At 35.0% G+C, this 17696-nt stretch carries 13 protein-coding genes; 4 read left to right on the top strand and 9 right to left on the bottom strand.

Translation table 11 applies throughout. From position 1 onward, the window contains the following. The first annotated feature begins 3 nt into the window (after window positions 1-3). Window positions 4-1107 carry an acyltransferase family protein gene (locus tag KEM10_RS04980; RefSeq protein WP_212214261.1) on the top strand — a complete coding sequence of 368 codons (1104 nt, stop codon included), beginning with the start codon at window positions 4-6 and terminating at the stop codon, window positions 1105-1107. Window positions 1108-1169: 62 nt separating this feature from the next. On the opposite strand, the gene nhaD is transcribed toward KEM10_RS04980, so the two are convergent. The 7 genes from nhaD to KEM10_RS04945 all read right to left on the bottom strand — a co-directional run bounded on the left by nhaD (window position 1170) and on the right by KEM10_RS04945 (window position 9443). Then, on the bottom strand, window positions 1170-2546 hold the full coding sequence (nhaD, locus tag KEM10_RS04975; RefSeq protein WP_212214259.1) for a sodium:proton antiporter NhaD: 1377 nt from the start codon (window positions 2544-2546) through the stop codon (window positions 1170-1172). A gap of 597 nt (window positions 2547-3143) precedes the next feature. After that, complete coding sequence (locus KEM10_RS04970) at window positions 3144-3791, bottom strand: response regulator (protein ID WP_212214255.1); 648 nt, start codon at window positions 3789-3791, stop codon at window positions 3144-3146. Between the two features lie 12 nt (window positions 3792-3803). Further along, window positions 3804-4751, bottom strand: coding sequence for a sensor histidine kinase (locus KEM10_RS04965; protein WP_212214252.1), 948 nt, complete (start codon window positions 4749-4751; stop codon window positions 3804-3806). Window positions 4752-5471: 720 nt separating this feature from the next. After that, window positions 5472-6671, bottom strand: a complete 1200-nt coding sequence (locus KEM10_RS04960; RefSeq protein ID WP_212214249.1) for a YeeE/YedE thiosulfate transporter family protein — start codon at window positions 6669-6671, stop codon at window positions 5472-5474. A gap of 7 nt (window positions 6672-6678) precedes the next feature. Next, window positions 6679-7206, bottom strand: a complete 528-nt coding sequence (locus KEM10_RS04955) for a YeeE/YedE thiosulfate transporter family protein (protein WP_212214247.1) — start codon at window positions 7204-7206, stop codon at window positions 6679-6681. Further along, on the bottom strand, window positions 7203-7868 hold the full coding sequence (locus KEM10_RS04950; RefSeq protein WP_212214246.1) for a cytochrome b/b6 domain-containing protein: 666 nt from the start codon (window positions 7866-7868) through the stop codon (window positions 7203-7205). The genes KEM10_RS04955 and KEM10_RS04950 overlap by 4 nt, the downstream gene beginning before the upstream one ends. 12 nt (window positions 7869-7880) lie before the next feature. After that, complete coding sequence (locus KEM10_RS04945; RefSeq protein ID WP_212214245.1) at window positions 7881-9443, bottom strand: tetrathionate reductase family octaheme c-type cytochrome; 1563 nt, start codon at window positions 9441-9443, stop codon at window positions 7881-7883. A gap of 289 nt (window positions 9444-9732) precedes the next feature. On the opposite strand from KEM10_RS04945, the gene KEM10_RS04940 reads away from it, so the two are divergent. The 3 genes from KEM10_RS04940 (at window position 9733) to KEM10_RS04930 (ending at window position 15334) form a co-directional block, all read left to right on the top strand. After that, a complete protein-coding gene (locus tag KEM10_RS04940; protein ID WP_212214244.1) occupies window positions 9733-12315 on the top strand; it encodes a serine hydrolase domain-containing protein in 2583 nt (860 codons plus the stop codon). 257 nt (window positions 12316-12572) lie between these two features. Beyond that, window positions 12573-14555 carry a glucosamine-6-phosphate deaminase gene (locus KEM10_RS04935; protein WP_212214243.1) on the top strand — a complete coding sequence of 661 codons (1983 nt, stop codon included), beginning with the start codon at window positions 12573-12575 and terminating at the stop codon, window positions 14553-14555. A gap of 125 nt (window positions 14556-14680) precedes the next feature. Beyond that, window positions 14681-15334 carry an FKBP-type peptidyl-prolyl cis-trans isomerase gene (locus tag KEM10_RS04930; protein ID WP_244825560.1) on the top strand — a complete coding sequence of 218 codons (654 nt, stop codon included), beginning with the start codon at window positions 14681-14683 and terminating at the stop codon, window positions 15332-15334. 48 nt (window positions 15335-15382) lie between these two features. On the opposite strand, the gene KEM10_RS04925 is transcribed toward KEM10_RS04930, so the two are convergent. Both KEM10_RS04925 and KEM10_RS04920 read right to left on the bottom strand, forming a co-directional pair. Further along, entirely contained in the window at window positions 15383-15862 is a 480-nt protein-coding gene (locus KEM10_RS04925) for a GNAT family N-acetyltransferase (RefSeq protein WP_212214242.1), read from the bottom strand. A 13-nt stretch (window positions 15863-15875) separates the two neighbouring features. After that, complete coding sequence (locus tag KEM10_RS04920) at window positions 15876-17432, bottom strand: sigma-54 interaction domain-containing protein (RefSeq protein ID WP_212214241.1); 1557 nt, start codon at window positions 17430-17432, stop codon at window positions 15876-15878. Between the last annotated feature and the right edge of the window lie 264 nt (window positions 17433-17696).

Here is a 17696-nt window from a genome sequence, read left to right as displayed (position 1 = left end):
GCCATGAAAACTACAGAAAGACGATATGATATTGATTGGTTAAGGGTAATTGCTATTGCTTTACTTTTAATATACCACTCGGCAATAGTTTTTCAACCCTGGGGTGTGTTAATCGGATTTATACAGAGTAATAAAGGATTAAGTTGGCTTTGGGTAGCTATGTCGATGTTAAATGTGTGGCGAATTCCTCTATTGTTTTTTGTGTCGGGTATGGGTGTTTGCTTTGCGATGAGAAAAAGAAACTGGAAGCAATTAGTGTGGGAGAGGAGTAAGCGTATTTTATTGCCTTTTATAGTGGGAATGTTTGTGATTGTTCCAATACATGTTTTTATTTGGCAGCGTTATTATAGTCAACCTTTAAGCTATGATTGGGGCAGAGGACATCTTTGGTTCTTGGGTAATATATTTAGCTATGTTATTATATTATTGCCTGTTTTTTACCTCTTAAAACACAAAGCTGATGTTGTTCAGGGTTATGTGTCAAAGGTGTTTAGTCATCCTCTTTCAATTTTAATAGCAATATCACTATTTGTGATTGAAGTTGTGGTGGTTAAACCTGATAGTTTTGAATTGTATGCGATGACTTTGCATGGTTATGTATTGGGCTTTATTGCCTTTTTAATTGGATTTTTAATGGTATACAGTGGAAAAGCATTTTGGCAAAGAGTCCTTTCGATGCGATGGATATATCTGACTCTTGCAATTACATTTTATTTGGTACGTGTAATTAAATATGAATTGATTGCTTCACATATTTTCACAGCTATTGAATCAATTTTATGGATATATACCATTTTTTCATTTGGATATAGATATTTAAATCATTCAAATAAAGCATTAGCTTATTTAAGCAAAGCTGCTTATCCGGTTTATATATTACATATGATATTCCTTTATTGGGGAGCTTCACTGTTAATACCATTTCAAATGCCTGCTTTTATAACATTTGCAGGTGTTAATCTATTTAGCTTTGCTGGGAGTTTATTGGTTTATGAGTTGCTATTAAAACGTATATGGTGGATAGGTCTAGGTTTTGGTCTGAATACAGCAAGAAATATAGGACAAAAACATTATGCACCAAAGATCCTAGTTTCGAATAAAGCATGAAAAAATAGAAAAGCCGGCTTTTCGTTAAAAGTCGGCTTTCAAACATAACTTAAATCACTAAATTAAAAGAGCATGGTTTGTAAATAAAAAGCCAATGCTCCTGCTAGATAGCCTGCTATTCCAATCAGGCTAATTTTTTTTAGATACCACATAAAATCAATCTTCTCCAATCCCATGGCAGCAACTCCGGCAGCAGATCCTATAATTAAAATACTACCTCCTGTTCCGGCACAATAGGCCAGAAACGACCAAAAGTTACCATCCTGAACAAAGTTGGCCATGTAGCCCGAAGCACTTGCTCCAGCAATATTGTACATTCCCATTGAGGCTGCTACCAAAGGAACGTTATCTACTATAGATGATATGGCCCCGATAAGTATATTGATGATGTAAATATTTTTCACATGCTTGTCCAGGTATTGCGCCATAATATCCAAGTGACCTGCTGATTGCAAAGCTGCAACAGCACTTAATATACCTAAGAAAAATAATACAGTAGGCATATCAATTACTTTTAAAACAGCTGTAACAGTAAGTTTACGTTTATCTTCACCCGATCTGTTTTTTAGATATCTGTCTGTCATTATCCATAAAATAGCCAAACCTAGCAGCATTCCCATAAAAGGAGGGAGGTGAGTGATGGTTTTAAATACAGGTACGGATATGAGTGCTAATATACCTACAACGAGCATGAATACCCTTTCTTTATAGGTGGTGAATTCTCTTGTTTCGTCGTCATGCAATACAGGTCTTACTGCCTGTCCTTTTAACATTAATGAGAAAAGCAACGTTGAAACAATCATATTAACCAGAGAGGGTAGTAAAACAGATGCTATAATACTTGCTGCGGTAATTTGATTACCAATCCAAAGCATAATGGTAGTTACATCACCAATAGGTGACCAGGCTCCACCAGCATTTGCTGATATCACAACCATACTGGCAAATATCCATCTATTCTTTTGATCAGTAAGTAGTTTACGTAGAACGGTTATAATAACTATAGTTGTTGTAAGGTTATCAAGTACAGCCGACATAAAGAAGGTAAGAATACTTAATATCCATAATAGCTTAACAATGTTAGTACTGTTGATTTTGTTGGTTATAATTCTGAATCCCTGGTATTTGTCAACTAATTCAACAATGGTCATGGCACCCACTAAGAAGAATAGAATTGAGGAAATTTCGGATAGGTGGTGGTAAAGTTCGTGCTCGGTAATAAAATGATGCAACTCTTCAGTGCCATTTCCTAAGGCTTTGAACGATTCCCAGGCGGAACTATATCCCATGCCTAAAATACTCTCGCCACCTATGGCATAAATTGCCCAAATTAGCGAGCCCATTAAAAGGGCTATTCCAGCTTTGTTAATGTGATTGATGTGCTCGAAAACGATAAAACCATAGCCCAGCACAAAGATGATTAGCATTAATAAAAACATCTTCGGTAAAGTTTTGAATAAATAAATGGATATGAGCTTTTTGCTCAGTTAAATTGTCTGAATAATTTTGTTGATTGAATCTTATTTCTAAGCAAGAAAAGGGGGTGATTTATCGGTTTCGAAGTTTATAAAGCAACCAATAAATTGAGAAAAATAGAAGTAATTTTCTTGTGTGAAATAGTAAAGCTGAATTCCTGAAGAACATTTGCAATATTGTGAACCAGCATCATTATCGTCTAATTCACCATTATAATCAGGCGAATCAATATTGTAATTGACAATTTGATGGGATAGAACATGCTCATCTTCTATCTGGTTATTCAGACGAATTTCATTACTATTTGAACAGGCAAATAGTAAGAAACAAGATAAGATGTTAAGTAAAGTCCCCACGCTGTGTAAAAAATATCGTGCAAAAGTAGATATTTTATGCAGGTGGCAATGTTACAAGTTGTAAAAAAAGAATAAATGATGCTATTATTACAACAACGCATTTATGCTTTTGTACAGTAGAACTTAAAAAATTAATGGATGTGACTGGATTCTTTTATGACTAAATAGGTAGAAGGAGGCATAGGTTTGCATATTAAATAGTCGCTATTCCATCATTTCATACACATCAATAATTTTATTTTTTATGGCATACATAACCAGTTCAATAGAGTTGTTTACATTGGTTTTTATAAAAATATTTTCGCGGTGTTTATCCACAGTTTTCTTTCTGATGCCCAAACTATCTGCAATGGATTGACTTGTTTGTCCCTTTGCAATCAGGTGTATAATTTCCATTTCTCGGTTGGTGAAATTATTGGTTTCTCTTTCTGAGTTTACTGTATTTGTAATGATTTCTTGCAATTCAGAGCAAACATATAATTCCCCTTCATAAACTGTTTGAATGGCATTGGTAATTTCTTCAAAACTTGAGCTTTTAAGCATATATCCTTTACAGCCGGCTTCAATCATACTTTTAAATGTTTCTTCGCTGCCGTGCATGGTTAATGCAATAATATTCAATTGTCCAAATCGGTTAACCGCTTCCGATGTTGCTTTTAGTCCGTCAATGTGTGGCATTGCAATATCCATAAAAACAATATCAAAACGTTGCGAGTTAAGCATACGAATAAAAGCTAATCCGTTTTCTGCCTGATGTACTTCACTAATATAGGGTAAACCGCTAAGCAATTTGCAAAATCCTTCGCGAAACAATTTATGATCGTCAACTACTATTATTGATAAACTCTTCATCTGGAAAATGGTTTAATTTTGTGATTCGTTATTTAAAGTATTGAATGATACAGCTACATATGTTCCTCTGCCTTCTAATGTTTTAATACTGCCTTTACCATTCAAAAATTCCATACGTGATTGAAGGTTAATAAAACCATTGCCATTAATTTTTGTCATTGCATCGTTATCAACACCTATTCCATTGTCGAGACAACGAATGGTAACTGTGTCATCTTTCTGTACCAGGTTAATTATGACTTGATTTGCTTTTGCGTGCTTGCATGCATTATTAATAACTTCGCATATAATGCGATACATGGTTATCTCCAGTTCAAATGAATACCTTCGTTGCTTTAGTCCGTAGTGAATTTGAATGTGTGGTGTTTCTTCTGTTGGCAGTTTATAACAGAAGGTTTTAAGTGCTTTTTCAATGCCAAAGTCGATTAATACGCGTGGACTCAATCCGTTTGATACTTCTTTAAGGGTTTGTATTGATTCCTCAATCAGTTTTTTTGAGTGATTCAGTTTATCGTTGTTTTCCGGTCTTGGACTTTTTATTGTGGAAAGGGTCATTTGTGCAATAGAAAGCAATGGACCCAAGCCATCGTGAAGCTCCATAGCAAACTTATTTTTTGTTTGCTCTTCGGTGTTAATCATTGCTTTAAGCATTTTGTGATTAAAGACCTTTTTAGTGGTCTCTAACTTTCTTTGGGCATTAAGAAGGTCTCTTATTCCTTTTAATGAAAATAAAAAAGTAATTGAGGTCAATAAGGTTAGAAAAGCATTAAAGGTATCCAGCCTGAAATAATCATCGAATGTAGTAGCGAATACAGCTACAATACGTCCTAAAACCATTAATATAAAGGCAAAAGAAATTAAGTACCAACTGTAATTTTTATCAGTTGTTATAGCAATTCTAATGGCAATCAAAGCTGCAATTAATTGAACGAATATAGAGCTTACTAATGCTATTAACATGTATTAGTGCTTAATAATTAAATACAAAGATTGAGCTGGTTAGTGGGCTAAAGTTATGTTATCATAAATAAATACAGGTAGGTACAAATCCTTAGAAAAGGAAGAAATTGATTATTATCAAATTTAATGCCAAGCGTTGAAGAGCAAAAAAGCTACCTCGAAAGGCAGCTTTAGTATCAATGTATAAAATTCTCAAATGTCATTTGTGTTTTTTACTATATAATAGTAGTGATTTAGTCTTAAGAATTAGTAATTAAAAGATTAATTTATTGGTTTTCATTTACAAAAAGAATATATTGCAAAAGATCTATAAGAGTGCTAAGGTTAAATAAAGCTCTCTTACCAAGTTTAGTAAGAGAGCTTGTCCTATTTATTAATTTAAACCTACCAGCCACGTTTGACATCCGGTTTAACTTGCATTTTCGGTAATTACTACAATAATTACATTACAAAAGTACTTTTTACATTATTTTTGATTATGAGTATAGATACTTATGTGGTCAAAATTGAAAGCATTTATTGCAAAAAAAACTTCACTATAGAAGGAAAAATGAAGGTGTAATGATAGTATTTGTGATGTACGGTGCTACAGTTTATAATTGCACAAATGGAGAAGAAGAGATTGATAAATTATATGAATATGTATTAAAAAACCCCAAAGTTTTATAGCAATGGGGTTTACAAACAATAAAAGTTTTATTGCTTTAGATTTTGATATTATTAACTACATCCGCCTTGTACTCGTGCCACTTTTTTCTCAACTGGTTGATCCATTTTTAATAAAGCTTCCTGTATTTCATTTAGCTTAGTGGCAGCATTACTTCTGAAGAGATAGATGTCTTTTTCTTTTTTAGAACTATTTTCAGAAACAGTGTTCAGTTCATAGTAATTCTTCTTAAACTGATCTGCTGTTGTTGTCATGGCAATATTCTCAGCTTTACCAAAGTATTCGGCAGTTAGGTACGCTCTTTGTGCGTCTACACTTTCTCCGGCATAAAATATATTAATCTTTTCTCTTTGACTAAAAACAGATCTATTCTCAAGATTTGATAGTTCAGCTAACGGTATGTTAATGGCTGTAGGGATATGAAATTTGTCAAATTCTTCTTTTGACCTTACATCAATGACATTGTATTTATAATATTGATTCATTAACTCATGGGCCACTTCATCACCATCCATCTGATGTATGTTAATAGATTCATCAGAAAGCATATGTTCTATACGCTGATGCATTAATTCTGATCGGGTAGGGGTAATAATTGTAATTAAAACAAGAATTATAGCTACTCCAATTACAATAGAATAATTAAGAATTGTTTTTTTAGAACTTGATGGAGTTACCCCATTTACTTTATCCTCAATTTTTTGAACAAAGTAGAACGCTCCCACTGCTATAAAGATCATTACAAGAGCAAATACTTCTCTTGATAGTCCGAACATTTCAAACATTAATACATTACCCATGCTTTCAGCGGTGTATAAAGTGCTTATTAATGGAAAGAATTCGGTAAAAGCAAAGATGCCTAACAAGGCTCCAAAAATAAATGTCATGCCATCTATTTTGCCTGTGGCTGCCGCACATACACTTGTTCCCGGACAGAATCCCCCCAAAATAAAACCAACTCCCATTATGCCTCCTCCAACTAAGGCTGCATATAAAAAGGTTGGGTTGATATATATTATATCAACATTTAATAATCCCAGGTGATTTAATAGAACAACGCCTATCATAGCTGTAACTCCGGCTGTAAAAAATACTTTTAATACAGTAAAGTCGTAACCATAAAACAATCCCACTAATTTACGAGTTGATCCAAATCCAGCTTGCTCTAAAGCAAAGCCAAATCCAAAACCTAGTATGATAGCAATGATTAAGCTAAAATCGCTACTTATAATATTTGGTACTAATGGTCCCATTGTTATCTTATTTATTAATCCATAATTTTCTGAAGAAGAACGCTACTCCGTATGCCATTCCAAATATTGACATCATGGTAAGTATTCCTCCAAAAGACATAACTGCCATCCCGCTTAATGCTGCTCCACTCGTACAACCTCTTGCCAACTGACTTCCAAAACCAAAGAGGGCACCGCCTAATATGGCTGCTGCGATACGGGTTGATTTTTGCACTTTAGGTCCACGTTCAAGTTTAAATGCAACTCTGTTGGATATCAACCCTGAAACAAAAGCTCCAATAATAACTCCAATCACTTCGAAGAATAACCAGCTTTTTAAAGGGCCGTCCGGGTGACTGGCATTGTAATCTTTATAGTAAGCTGTGTTTTCTGCATGGGAAGGGGCAACATCATTGACCGTTTGCATCACCACACTTTTTAAAGCACCACTGGCTCCCAGTCCACGACCGGTGATGTAAATGGTAGCTAGTAATACGAATCCGAGAATAAATCCTGCAAGGTATGGATTCATATATTTTTTAGGTTCTTCTCTCATTTTATTCGCTTTTTTTCGTCTTTTTCAACAGATATTTCTTCTTTATTCTGCTCATCTTCATCTTCCAGCATTTCCCAACCAGTTAACATGCCTTTGATGTTAGAAGTAGGAGTGTGACCTGTGGTTGTCATATATACATGAACAATAATAAATGACAAAAGTAAAAATGCACCCAGGGTATGTGCCCATGCAATAATATCAAGTGGAATATCACTAATTATAATGGTGTCATTGGCATCAAATGTTTTGTAATACATGTATAATAAACCTGAAAGGATTACAATGGGTGCCATTACTAATTTAAAACCCAGATAGACCATCGCCTGCAATGGATTTAATTTTTTACGTGGCGATTTAATAGTTGGATGATGTTCGCCTTTGAACATACCAACTGTATAATAATGCACCTGAGCCTTAAGTTTTGATATGGTAGGAACATATTGTTTCCATTCTCCGGTTGTAAAATGCCAGAATATTGAAAAGGCAATCAATCCTAAAAGAAGATAGGAAGCTATCCTGTGATACATAACCGCATTTTCAAATCCAAATAGGCTGAAGGAATCATGCACTTCAAAACCGGTTACGGCAAGAAAGAAGATTAATGCAGCTTGTGTCCAGTGCCAGAATCTTTCAAACTTTTTATATATATAAACTTTACGCATTTTATTAGGTGTTTAGTTGTTTTTTGATTTTGATGCAACGATACGGGCAAATGTATGTATACCCACGCCTGCAAATGAGCCGATCAGAAGCAAGTGTCCAAATAGGTCAATCCAGTAATTTCGGTCTCTACCCGGTAAATATAATCCTTCTAAGCTGGCTAATCTTCCGTTTTGACTAACATGACATTCGTTACATGACAAGGCTTCGTTTTTAGGAGCTACCATATGATTTACCGGCCAATACATTTCGGTATCAACAAATTTGTATTCTCCACTATATGGAAGTCCAACATCTTTCATGCCTGCCTCTGCTGCAAGTGCCCAATCGAAATCTTCCCAAAATGCACTATCACCTTTGCTCTCGGCATACAAGCGAGGCTGAATTAGCATTTTAGTATTAGGGTCATATATTTGATTTCCTCGGTGTACCTTAACCGGGTATATTTTAGCATGTGGATCATCGGCATCACCTAATAAAGCATTAACCTGTATTGGGAAAGTGGAAACAGTGTCGCCCAGTGCATAGTGTTTAGCTTTTCCGTTAAACCAGTAGTATTCTGGCTGAACATTCTTTTCCCATTTAAAACTACCTTTGATAGATAAGTATGAATGGTTACCCATGGTGTCTTCCTCATGGTATGGTTGACCATTTTCATCCAGTTTACCTGCCTCAGACCACAACCAGTTCATTTTGGTTGCATTTTCTTTAGCATACGTTGGTATATGACAGGTTTGACATGATACTTTTGAATAATGACGATTTAATAAATCGTTCAGGTGTGGCTTGGTTGTGTGGCATTCAGTACATTCCAAACGATTGGTGTTGGTTGATGAAACTGAATACAGGCGCCCTTTAATCTGGTGTTTTTCTGCCGTATGACAGTCAACACAATCCATGTTAATACCATTACTCGCCATATGAACATCGGTTGTTCTTGAGCACGATAGTAAAGATTCTTCCAAATCACCATGCTTAACATTGTTTCCACCGCCGCTATAAAAATGGCAGGCTCCGCAATTTATTTTGTTAGGGCGACCAACATGCTGAGCTACTTCAGTTAAGTTTACATTTCTGTCGGGGTATCCGGCAAGTGCTGCACCTTTAAAATAAGCCTCACTTTGATCGTGACATACCATACAATCGACATTGCGAGCATTGGTGAAATCAAATGTATTGCCATCCATACCAAAACCAATATGGCATTTAGCACAAGCCTGTTCATTACCACTGGCACCTATACAGAAGTTGTTAAGTACATTTTTCTTCCCAAGTTTAGCAATTCCTTTTCCTTCTACATACTCAACACGATCCCAGTTCCAGTGATTAGAATGCATCACTTCAATGTGGCGTTCATTGTGGCAGCTTATGCAAGTTTCTGTTACCTCCTGAGGGGTTTCAAAATCTCGTTGTAGCGCAGTAAACTTACTGTGATCAACCTTGGCAGAGGGTTTGAAAATATATTTCTGCCTTAATTCGTACTGTGATTTATTTATTGGATCATCTTTGTGGAGTAAGTTCACCAATAAAAGTATCAACACAGTTGCAAGAACAATAAATGTAGTAACTCTTAGCATGGTTATTAAAGTATATATAAGTATCAATGCAAATATATATAGATATATGGATGTATAGTTGATTTATGTCATCATCTGATTAATTTATAATGAGTCTTATTAAGGATAATTTTCTTTAATAAGCATATGCTCATTATTGTCAGCTTTACAATTTGCATTATTGATATTTAAATTTTAATTAATTGATAATATGTCTGAAATGGTATACCGTTAAGTTAATAATTTTAATTCTAATTCCTTTGAGAGTTTTTGACTTTTCGTTTATTTCGAACTTCTCAAAAAAGTGAATATGACCAAATACCTGTTGTTTGTATTGTTGTTAGCTGTTTGTCGGTCGGTTTTTGCATCTCCGGAATTAGATAGTATAGGTAATAATTATGCTGAGAAGTTGGCTTCACTATTTGTTGTACCTTCATCTACTCAACAATCAGAGTATGATTATCCACCCGGGTTTTTAATAGCTTCTGATGATGAAAAAGAATCGAATAAAAATTCGGAGCTGGTAGTAGATCTTAGGTACGGTAAGAAACATGATTTGGCATACAGTTTTCCTTCGAACACTTTATTGAAATCTATTACCTCCCAAGGCTTTATCGATAGTTTAAAACTATCCGCATTATTGTTTGAAACGCTAAAGGGAGCGAATGGTATACTGATGCAAAATGGAAAAGGTAATGATGTATTATCGGTATGGTCAGATTCTCTGTTGCATATTAAAGATTATCAGGTTGTGGATTTTCCTGATGACATAAAAAAAACACTTCCCTATAAACATTTTCAAACAGAGAGAATAGTGCCCGGAGGTTTAACTTATTGGGAGAAGGATTTGTATGGTGAATTGAGTTTTTTGAATTGGCACGGCGAAGTTTCATTACAATTATCATTTGAAGACTTACTGGAAAAAGGTTTTTTGTTTTATTCGGAGAACTTTGCAAGAGATCATGCCAGTTTAGTTAGAGCATATGAGTACAATTTGCTTTTGAGGGAGTCGCAGCTCCTCGATAGTTACAAAGTGGATACTTTGGGCCTCAAGCAAAAATTAGATAAGATTCCCTCTTTGAAAGTTGCCCAGGAACAAACTGCGCTAAGACTGGCTGCTTATAGAAAATCTATTGCTATCTATCAGAAGAAAAAGATATTTCCCGTTACTGATGTTGAACAAACCATTGTTTCAGTAAATGATTATAGAACTAATGAAAATGATGATTTTGTTAATAGGCTGGGTTTTTATCTGCCCAATGTAAAAAATGCTATTGATTCGGTTGATGGATTTAATATGTACATTGTCCTTTGCGATAGTCAGGAGAAATTAATAGCTATTACTGAGGAAATAAGGAAGAATCAATCACTGAAAAATGTGAACAAAGTTTTGGTTGCAAAGGGACAGGATGCACCTTTTTTCAATTCTTCATTATTAAAGGCATTTGATGCAATTGTGGTTGCAGAAGATGAACAGGATATAACATGGGATATGATAGCTCAGGCCATGATGAGTGGTTTTGGAATAACCGGAGATAACCCTAAAGCATATCATCTTTATGATTATGGATTTGAAAATCTATCATTGACTAAGTTGCGGTTGGCTTTTTCTTTACCTGAAGCTATTGGTATGAGTTCAGATACTCTGCATGAGGTTAATGATATTATTTCTAAAGCAATCAAGGATAAAGCAACACCAGGAGCACAGATTTTGATAGCTAGAAAAGGGGAAATTGTATGGCAAAAAGCATATGGCTATCATACATATTCCAAAAGGATAAAGACTCAAAATAATGATTTGTACGATATTGCATCTGTTACAAAGTTATGTGCAACGTTGCCTGTGTTAATGAAACTATATGAGGAAAATAGGATAGATATCAATGACTCACTTATCCATTATTTACCCGGTATTGATACAACAGACAAAAGGGATATAACCATTAAGGATTTACTCTTACATCAATCTGGTTTAAGAAGTTTTATACCGTTTCATACCAATGCAATTGATGAGGAATCGTTAAATGGAAGAAGTTTACATAGTGGCCGATATTCATCAACATATAATATAAAGCTCGATAATTGGTACTACCAAAATAGAAATGCCAAATACCGGAAAGATGTTTTTCAAAATCACAAAAATTCAGTTTTTGCCATTCGGGTTAGTAAAGGCTTGTTTATGAATAGTAGTTATTTAGATACTATGAAAGCGGCGGCTTATGGTTCGAAATTAAGAGAGAAAAAGGACTATAGATATAGTGATTTAGGTTATCATTTTCTTCATCTGGTATTAGATGAAAAGTTGCATCAATCTATAGATGAATACTATTATACCAATTTTACCCAAAAACTTGGTGCTGATAAATTGCTATACAAGCCCTTGGATAGGTATGATGAAAGTGTAATTGTTCCTACCGAAAATGATAAATCTTTTAGAAAAGAGCTTTTGCATGGCTATGTTCATGATCAAGGAGCTGCAATGATAGGAGGCGTGGCAACCAATGCCGGAATCTTTGCAAATGCAGGTGACTTGGCTAAAATTTCTCAGATGTTTTTAAATAAGGGGCGTTACGGGGGAATTAAATTTTTTGATGCTCAAACCATCGATTATTTTACTTCTCGTCATGATTCTATTAATAGAAGAGGCCTGGGGGTAGATAAGCCAGAGCTAGATCCTGAGAAACAAAGTCCGGCTTCTTTGCTGGTATCACCTTCGTCATATGGCCATACCGGATTTTCGGGTACTATGGTTTGGATCGATCCCGACTACGACCTTATATATATATTTCTTTCTAATCGCATCCATCCGCATTCGTACAACAAAAAACTGATAGAGTCGAATGTGAGAACCAATATTCAGGATGTTTTATACCACTCAATTATTGACCGTTAATTTTTGTGTGTAATAGCAGTTTTTGGTTGATCTTACTTGTTGGTTGTTGTAATTTGTATGTAATTTTCTGATTTAGAGGGTTGATAAGTAGAAAAAGGAGCGTAAGGAAGGAAAACTAGTAATTAAACGAAAGCTTTCGAAAGCTTATTAAAAATAGTTAAAAGGTTATATTTTCTTTGTTTCTTGTTATTTTTAATCAATTTAAATTATAAATTTGCCATCTATCTTAAAGCACAATCACATTAACATTTAATGTTATGATAGAAAAATTTAATCAAAAAATTTCACCAGCCGGAAAATTTAAGAATGAAGGCTATCATGATGATCCGTATCTACGGTCATTAATCACGAAAGAAGAAAAAATTGCTACAAAAATCTATGGATCTTCAACCGAAGGTTCAAAGGCATTGGCTTCTGAAATTGCTTCCATCATTAAGATTAAAGAGCTAGAAAGCAAAAAATGCGTTCTTGGATTAGCCGTTGGGTCAGCTCCAAGTGAGGTGTACGACGAGTTGGTTAGTATGCACAAAAAAGATGGCTTAAGCTTTAAGAATGTGATTGTTTTTAATGTAATGGAGTATTATCCTATTGCCCCAAATGCATTGCAAAGCTTTAGCCGAAATATCAGTGAGAAATTTTACGATCGCATTGATATTCCTAAAGAAAACATCTTTGGATTGGATGCAACACTTCCGCAAGAAAAGATATACGATTTCTGTAGAACCTTTGAGGAGCAAATCGAAAAAGTAGGTGGTATTGATATGCAAATCCTTGGTATTGGAGGAACCGGACATATTGGTTTAAATGAACCAGGTTCATCATCAAATTCACTTACGCGTATTGTTTCTTTAGATGATATTACTCGTACGGTTGCAGCATCAGACTTTTTTGGAAAAGATAATGTGCCCCGTAAAGCAATTACAATGGGAATAACTACCATTTTAAAAGCAAAACGCATTAGAGTGCTGGCATGGGGTGAGGGAAAAGCTGCTATTATTCAAAAAACGGTAGAAGGAGAGATTTCAGAGGAAGTACCATCATCGTTTTTGCAAAAACACGAAAATTGTCATGTGATTGTAGATGAAGCAGCAGGTAATGAGTTGACAAGAGTTAAAACGCCGTGGTTAATTGATAGTGTTGTTTGGAATGATCGTTTAGTGAAGAAAGCGGTTGTTTGGTTGTGTCAGCAAGTAAATAAGCCTATTTTAAAACTAACCGATCGTGATTATAACGATAATGGAATGGGCGATATAATTGCTGAAAAAGGATCTGCCTATCAGGTTAATATTCGTATTTTTAACGAACTTCAGCATACTATTACCGGCTGGCCGGGTGGTAAACCCAATGCCGATGATACTTATCGTCCGGAAAGAAAATCTCCGGATAAGAAAAAGGTTATCATATTTAGTCCGCACCCCGATGATGATGTAATTTCAATGGGAGGTACTATGCTTCGCCTGGTAGATCAGGGACATGATGTGCATGTTGCGTATCAAGTATCAGGTAACTTGGCTGTTTCAGATGATGATGTGCTACGTTACATTGATTTTATCGGTGATTATACGGGTGGTCTTAATTTAGATTCAAAGCAAATAAAAGCGGAGCATGATAAAATCAGGAAATTTATAGCTAACAAAAAACATGATCAAATTGATTTGCCTGAAATACGAAGAATCAAAACTTTAATTCGTGTTGGTGAAGCAAAAGCAGGTTGTAGATATGCAAATGTAAAAGAGAGTAACACTCACTTCTTAAATTTACCTTTTTATGAAACAGGTGGAGTGGAGAAGAAGCCTATCGGTAAAGAGGATGTAAAAATAATTGCAGACCTAATTAAAGAAGTAAAGCCTCATCAGATTTTTGCAGCCGGTGACCTATCTGATCCGCATGGTACACACCGTGTTTGTTTAGATGCAATATTTCAGGCGATTGATCAGTTGAAGAAAGAAGAGTGGATGAAAGATTGCTGGGTGTGGTTGTATCGTGGAGCATGGCATGAGTGGGAAATTCACAATATTGAAATGGCAGTGCCAATTAGTCCGGATGAATTAATGCGTAAGCGTAATGCTATTTTTAAGCATCAATCGCAAAAAGATGGCGCCATGTTCTTGGGTGGTGATAGCCGTGAGTTTTGGCAAAGAGCAGAAGACCGAAATAGAGGTACAGCACAGTTGTATAACGAATTAGGCATGGCTGAGTACGAAGCCTTTGAAGCTTTTGTTCGATATGAATTTTTATAAATAAAGGAATATAATAATCAAGAACAGGTGTTGAGTTTTCAATGCCTGTTTTTTTATCATATCATCATAATCTTTAGTTTCCTATCACTATTTATATATCTTTGGGCGAAATAAAAATGAAACAAATGAATAAGAAATCGATTTCAAAATTGATGGTTGCGGTAGTTGTAGCTTTAGGAGCAATTGCTTGTCAACAGAATGGTTCTAATCAACCAGCAAAATTAACTACACAAAGTGATAGCTTAAGTTATGGTTATGGTATTTTAATTGCCAATCAACTTTCAAATATGGAAGGACTAGATCCAGAATTGGTTGCAGCAGGAGTAAGAGAGCAGCTAACTAAAAGTGGTCAGTTAACTATGCAAGAGGCTAACGATGCTGTTACCTATGAGAAAAGAAAAGAAGGTGAAGACTTTTTAGCAGCAAATGCACAGAAAGAAGGGGTGAAAACAACCGAAAGTGGATTGCAATATAAAATTATAGAAGAAGGTACTGGTAATACTCCGGAAGCCACAAGTACTGTTAAAGTGCATTATACAGGAACTTTAATTGATGGTACTAAGTTTGATAGTTCACTTGACAGAGGTGAGCCTATTGAATTTCCATTGAATGGTGTAATACCTGGTTGGACTGAAGGATTACAATTGATGAAAGAAGGTGGTAAAGCTGTTTTGTATGTTCCTTATGAGCTAGGTTATGGATCAAGAGGTGCAGGTGGTGTAATTCCTCCTTTTGCAGCATTAATTTTTGAAGTAGAATTGATTGAGATTGTTAAGTAATCTTATCTGATCAAAATATTAGAAAGGGCCGTGTGGCCCTTTTTTATTTTATAGAATGTTATTTTGCCAGAATAAATATTCAGGATCGGTTTTGTCAAATCCTTCACTTAAATACAGATTCTGGGCAACCGGATTATCGGTTCTGACTTCCAGGGTTATTTTACAACAACTGTTTTTAGAAGCTACTTCTTTAACTGCTTTCATTAATTGATGTCCCAATCCATAACCTCTTTGACTTTTTAAAACAATAAAATCGTGGATATTTAATAAGCGGGCTGCTTTAAACGTTGAAAATGCATAAAAGCAATTAGCTAACCCAACATATTGCGAGTGGTGTTTTAAAAGTACTCCAACGTAGTTATTTTGCTTTTTCAAGCCTTCTTTCATTTTATCGAATAAATCCTCTGATAATGGTTTTTCAGATCCCATCGGATCTCTCATATAATTATCCATTAAAAGAAAAAGAGCATTGGTATGCTCTTTATTATTTAAATCAATTAGTTCGTATTTTAATGAATTGTTCCACATTGTATGATCTGCTTTATACTTTAAACCTCCAAGCGTCAATTTCGTATTTTTTAATTCGTGTTCCTAACATTCGTTCGGTAATTTTTAATACTTCTGCAGCTTTGGTGATATTACCTTTGGTGGTAGTTAGAGCATCACGAATTAATTGTGTTTCAACTTGCTCAATTATTGGAACCATTCCACCTTCTAAACCTGTATTGGTCGAATCAGCAGTTTGGAGTGTAGGAGGGAGGTCGTAGCTATGCACAACATCATCTTTACACATAATACAGGCTCTTTCAATAACGTTTTCGAGTTCACGAACGTTACCAGGCCATCTGTGCACCATCAGCATGTTAATGGCTGATGTGGTAATCCGTTTTATCTTTCGGTTATTCTTTTTATTGAATTTATCGATGAAATGATCAACCAATGTTGGGATGTCATCTCTTCTTTCTCGCAACGGTGGAATGAAAATAGGGAATACGTTGATTCTGTAATATAAATCCTCACGGTACTCACCCTTTTCTATCTGTTCTTCAAGGTTTCGGTTGGTAGCAGCTATTATGCGAACATCTGTCTTTATTGTTTCTGAACCTCCTATTCGTTCAAATTCCCGCTCTTGAATTACTCGTAAAAGTTTAACCTGAGTGGGTAGAGGTAAATCACCAATTTCATCCAAAAATATGGTACCTCCATGAGCTAATTCAAACCTTCCTTTTCGTTGTTGATCAGCACCCGTAAATGCTCCTTTTTCATGACCGAATAGTTCACTTTCTATCAATGATTCAGGAAGTGCAGAACAGTTTACTTTTATCAGGCTTTTATTTTTACGATTACTGTTATTGTGAATAGCTTCAGCAAATAACTCTTTACCAATACCACTTTCACCCCTTAATAAAACGGTACTGTTCGTTTCTGCCACGCGATTTACCAGGGCAAATAAATCTTTCATTTTGCCCGAGTTACCTATAATATTATGATTTTTAGTTTCGTTAATCTGGCTCTGAAGATTTCTGTTTTCTTCACGCAAACGCTCCAATTCTTCCAGTTTCTCTTGTTTGTAGCGTGCTGTTTTGGCAATCATTGATCCAACAATACTTAGCAGCTGAATATCTTCACTGCTTTCAATTTTTGGATTATATATTCTAATTACACTAAGAGCTCCGGAAACTACATTGTCTAACAATAGAGGTACACATATATAGGTTAATTCCTGTCCGTCTTTTGTTAATTCGGCTTTGGTTTTATTAATGAATAGTTTCGATTTAGAAATCTCGGGTATTACAACCGGCTTAGCTAATTCAATAACTTTTCCGATTATTCCTTCTCCTAAATTGTATTTTCCACGAGCCTGTTGTGATTCACTAAGGCCGTATGCCGATTTAATGAGTATTTGTTTATTCTGTCGATTAAATATTGTAACAAAGCTTCGTTCTGCCTCTAAGTGTTTCACCAGTGAGGCCAATATAGGATTTAGGTCTTTATTTAACTCTTTACTTTCAAGAAGGCGCCGACTTATGTCAAAAAGTAAAGTTAGTTCTCTAAATCCGTAACATTCATCTCCAACTTTTCTACAATTTATCTTCATAGGCTTTTATTGTGGTTGTATTCTCACTTCAAAAATACAAAATATTTAACACACCCTTACGAAATGTAAGTTTATTGGCTTAATTTATACTAAATATAAATTCGAGGTCTTGTTTTTTAGGGGTAATCGTAAGTATTTGGTAAAATATTAGGTCTTTACATGTTATGCATCTCTATTTGGTTCTGATAAAATTAAAAGTTTCTTTGTAAGGTATAAGGATTTTAACACTTAGAAAAATTGATTTATTGTTTATTTCTTTTGCGA

This window comes from Carboxylicivirga linearis (assembly GCF_018271995.1).
Lineage (GTDB): Bacteria > Bacteroidota > Bacteroidia > Bacteroidales > Marinilabiliaceae > Carboxylicivirga > Carboxylicivirga linearis.
The sequence above is the reverse complement of the archived record's forward strand: the minus strand, read 5'-3'. Positions and strand labels throughout refer to the sequence as shown.

Coding starts and splice junctions, on each gene's coding strand:
- KEM10_RS04980 (WP_212214261.1), top strand. CDS start 4: ATGAAAACTACAGAAAGACGATATGATATTGATTGGTTAAGGGTAATT.
- nhaD (WP_212214259.1), bottom strand. CDS start 2,546: ATGTTTTTATTAATGCTAATCATCTTTGTGCTGGGCTATGGTTTTATC.
- KEM10_RS04970 (WP_212214255.1), bottom strand. CDS start 3,791: ATGAAGAGTTTATCAATAATAGTAGTTGACGATCATAAATTGTTTCGC.
- KEM10_RS04965 (WP_212214252.1), bottom strand. CDS start 4,751: ATGTTAATAGCATTAGTAAGCTCTATATTCGTTCAATTAATTGCAGCT.
- KEM10_RS04960 (WP_212214249.1), bottom strand. CDS start 6,671: ATGGGACCATTAGTACCAAATATTATAAGTAGCGATTTTAGCTTAATC.
- KEM10_RS04955 (WP_212214247.1), bottom strand. CDS start 7,206: ATGAGAGAAGAACCTAAAAAATATATGAATCCATACCTTGCAGGATTT.
- KEM10_RS04950 (WP_212214246.1), bottom strand. CDS start 7,868: ATGCGTAAAGTTTATATATATAAAAAGTTTGAAAGATTCTGGCACTGG.
- KEM10_RS04945 (WP_212214245.1), bottom strand. CDS start 9,443: ATGCTAAGAGTTACTACATTTATTGTTCTTGCAACTGTGTTGATACTT.
- KEM10_RS04940 (WP_212214244.1), top strand. CDS start 9,733: ATGACCAAATACCTGTTGTTTGTATTGTTGTTAGCTGTTTGTCGGTCG.
- KEM10_RS04935 (WP_212214243.1), top strand. CDS start 12,573: ATGATAGAAAAATTTAATCAAAAAATTTCACCAGCCGGAAAATTTAAG.
- KEM10_RS04930 (WP_244825560.1), top strand. CDS start 14,681: ATGAATAAGAAATCGATTTCAAAATTGATGGTTGCGGTAGTTGTAGCT.
- KEM10_RS04925 (WP_212214242.1), bottom strand. CDS start 15,862: ATGTGGAACAATTCATTAAAATACGAACTAATTGATTTAAATAATAAA.
- KEM10_RS04920 (WP_212214241.1), bottom strand. CDS start 17,432: ATGAAGATAAATTGTAGAAAAGTTGGAGATGAATGTTACGGATTTAGA.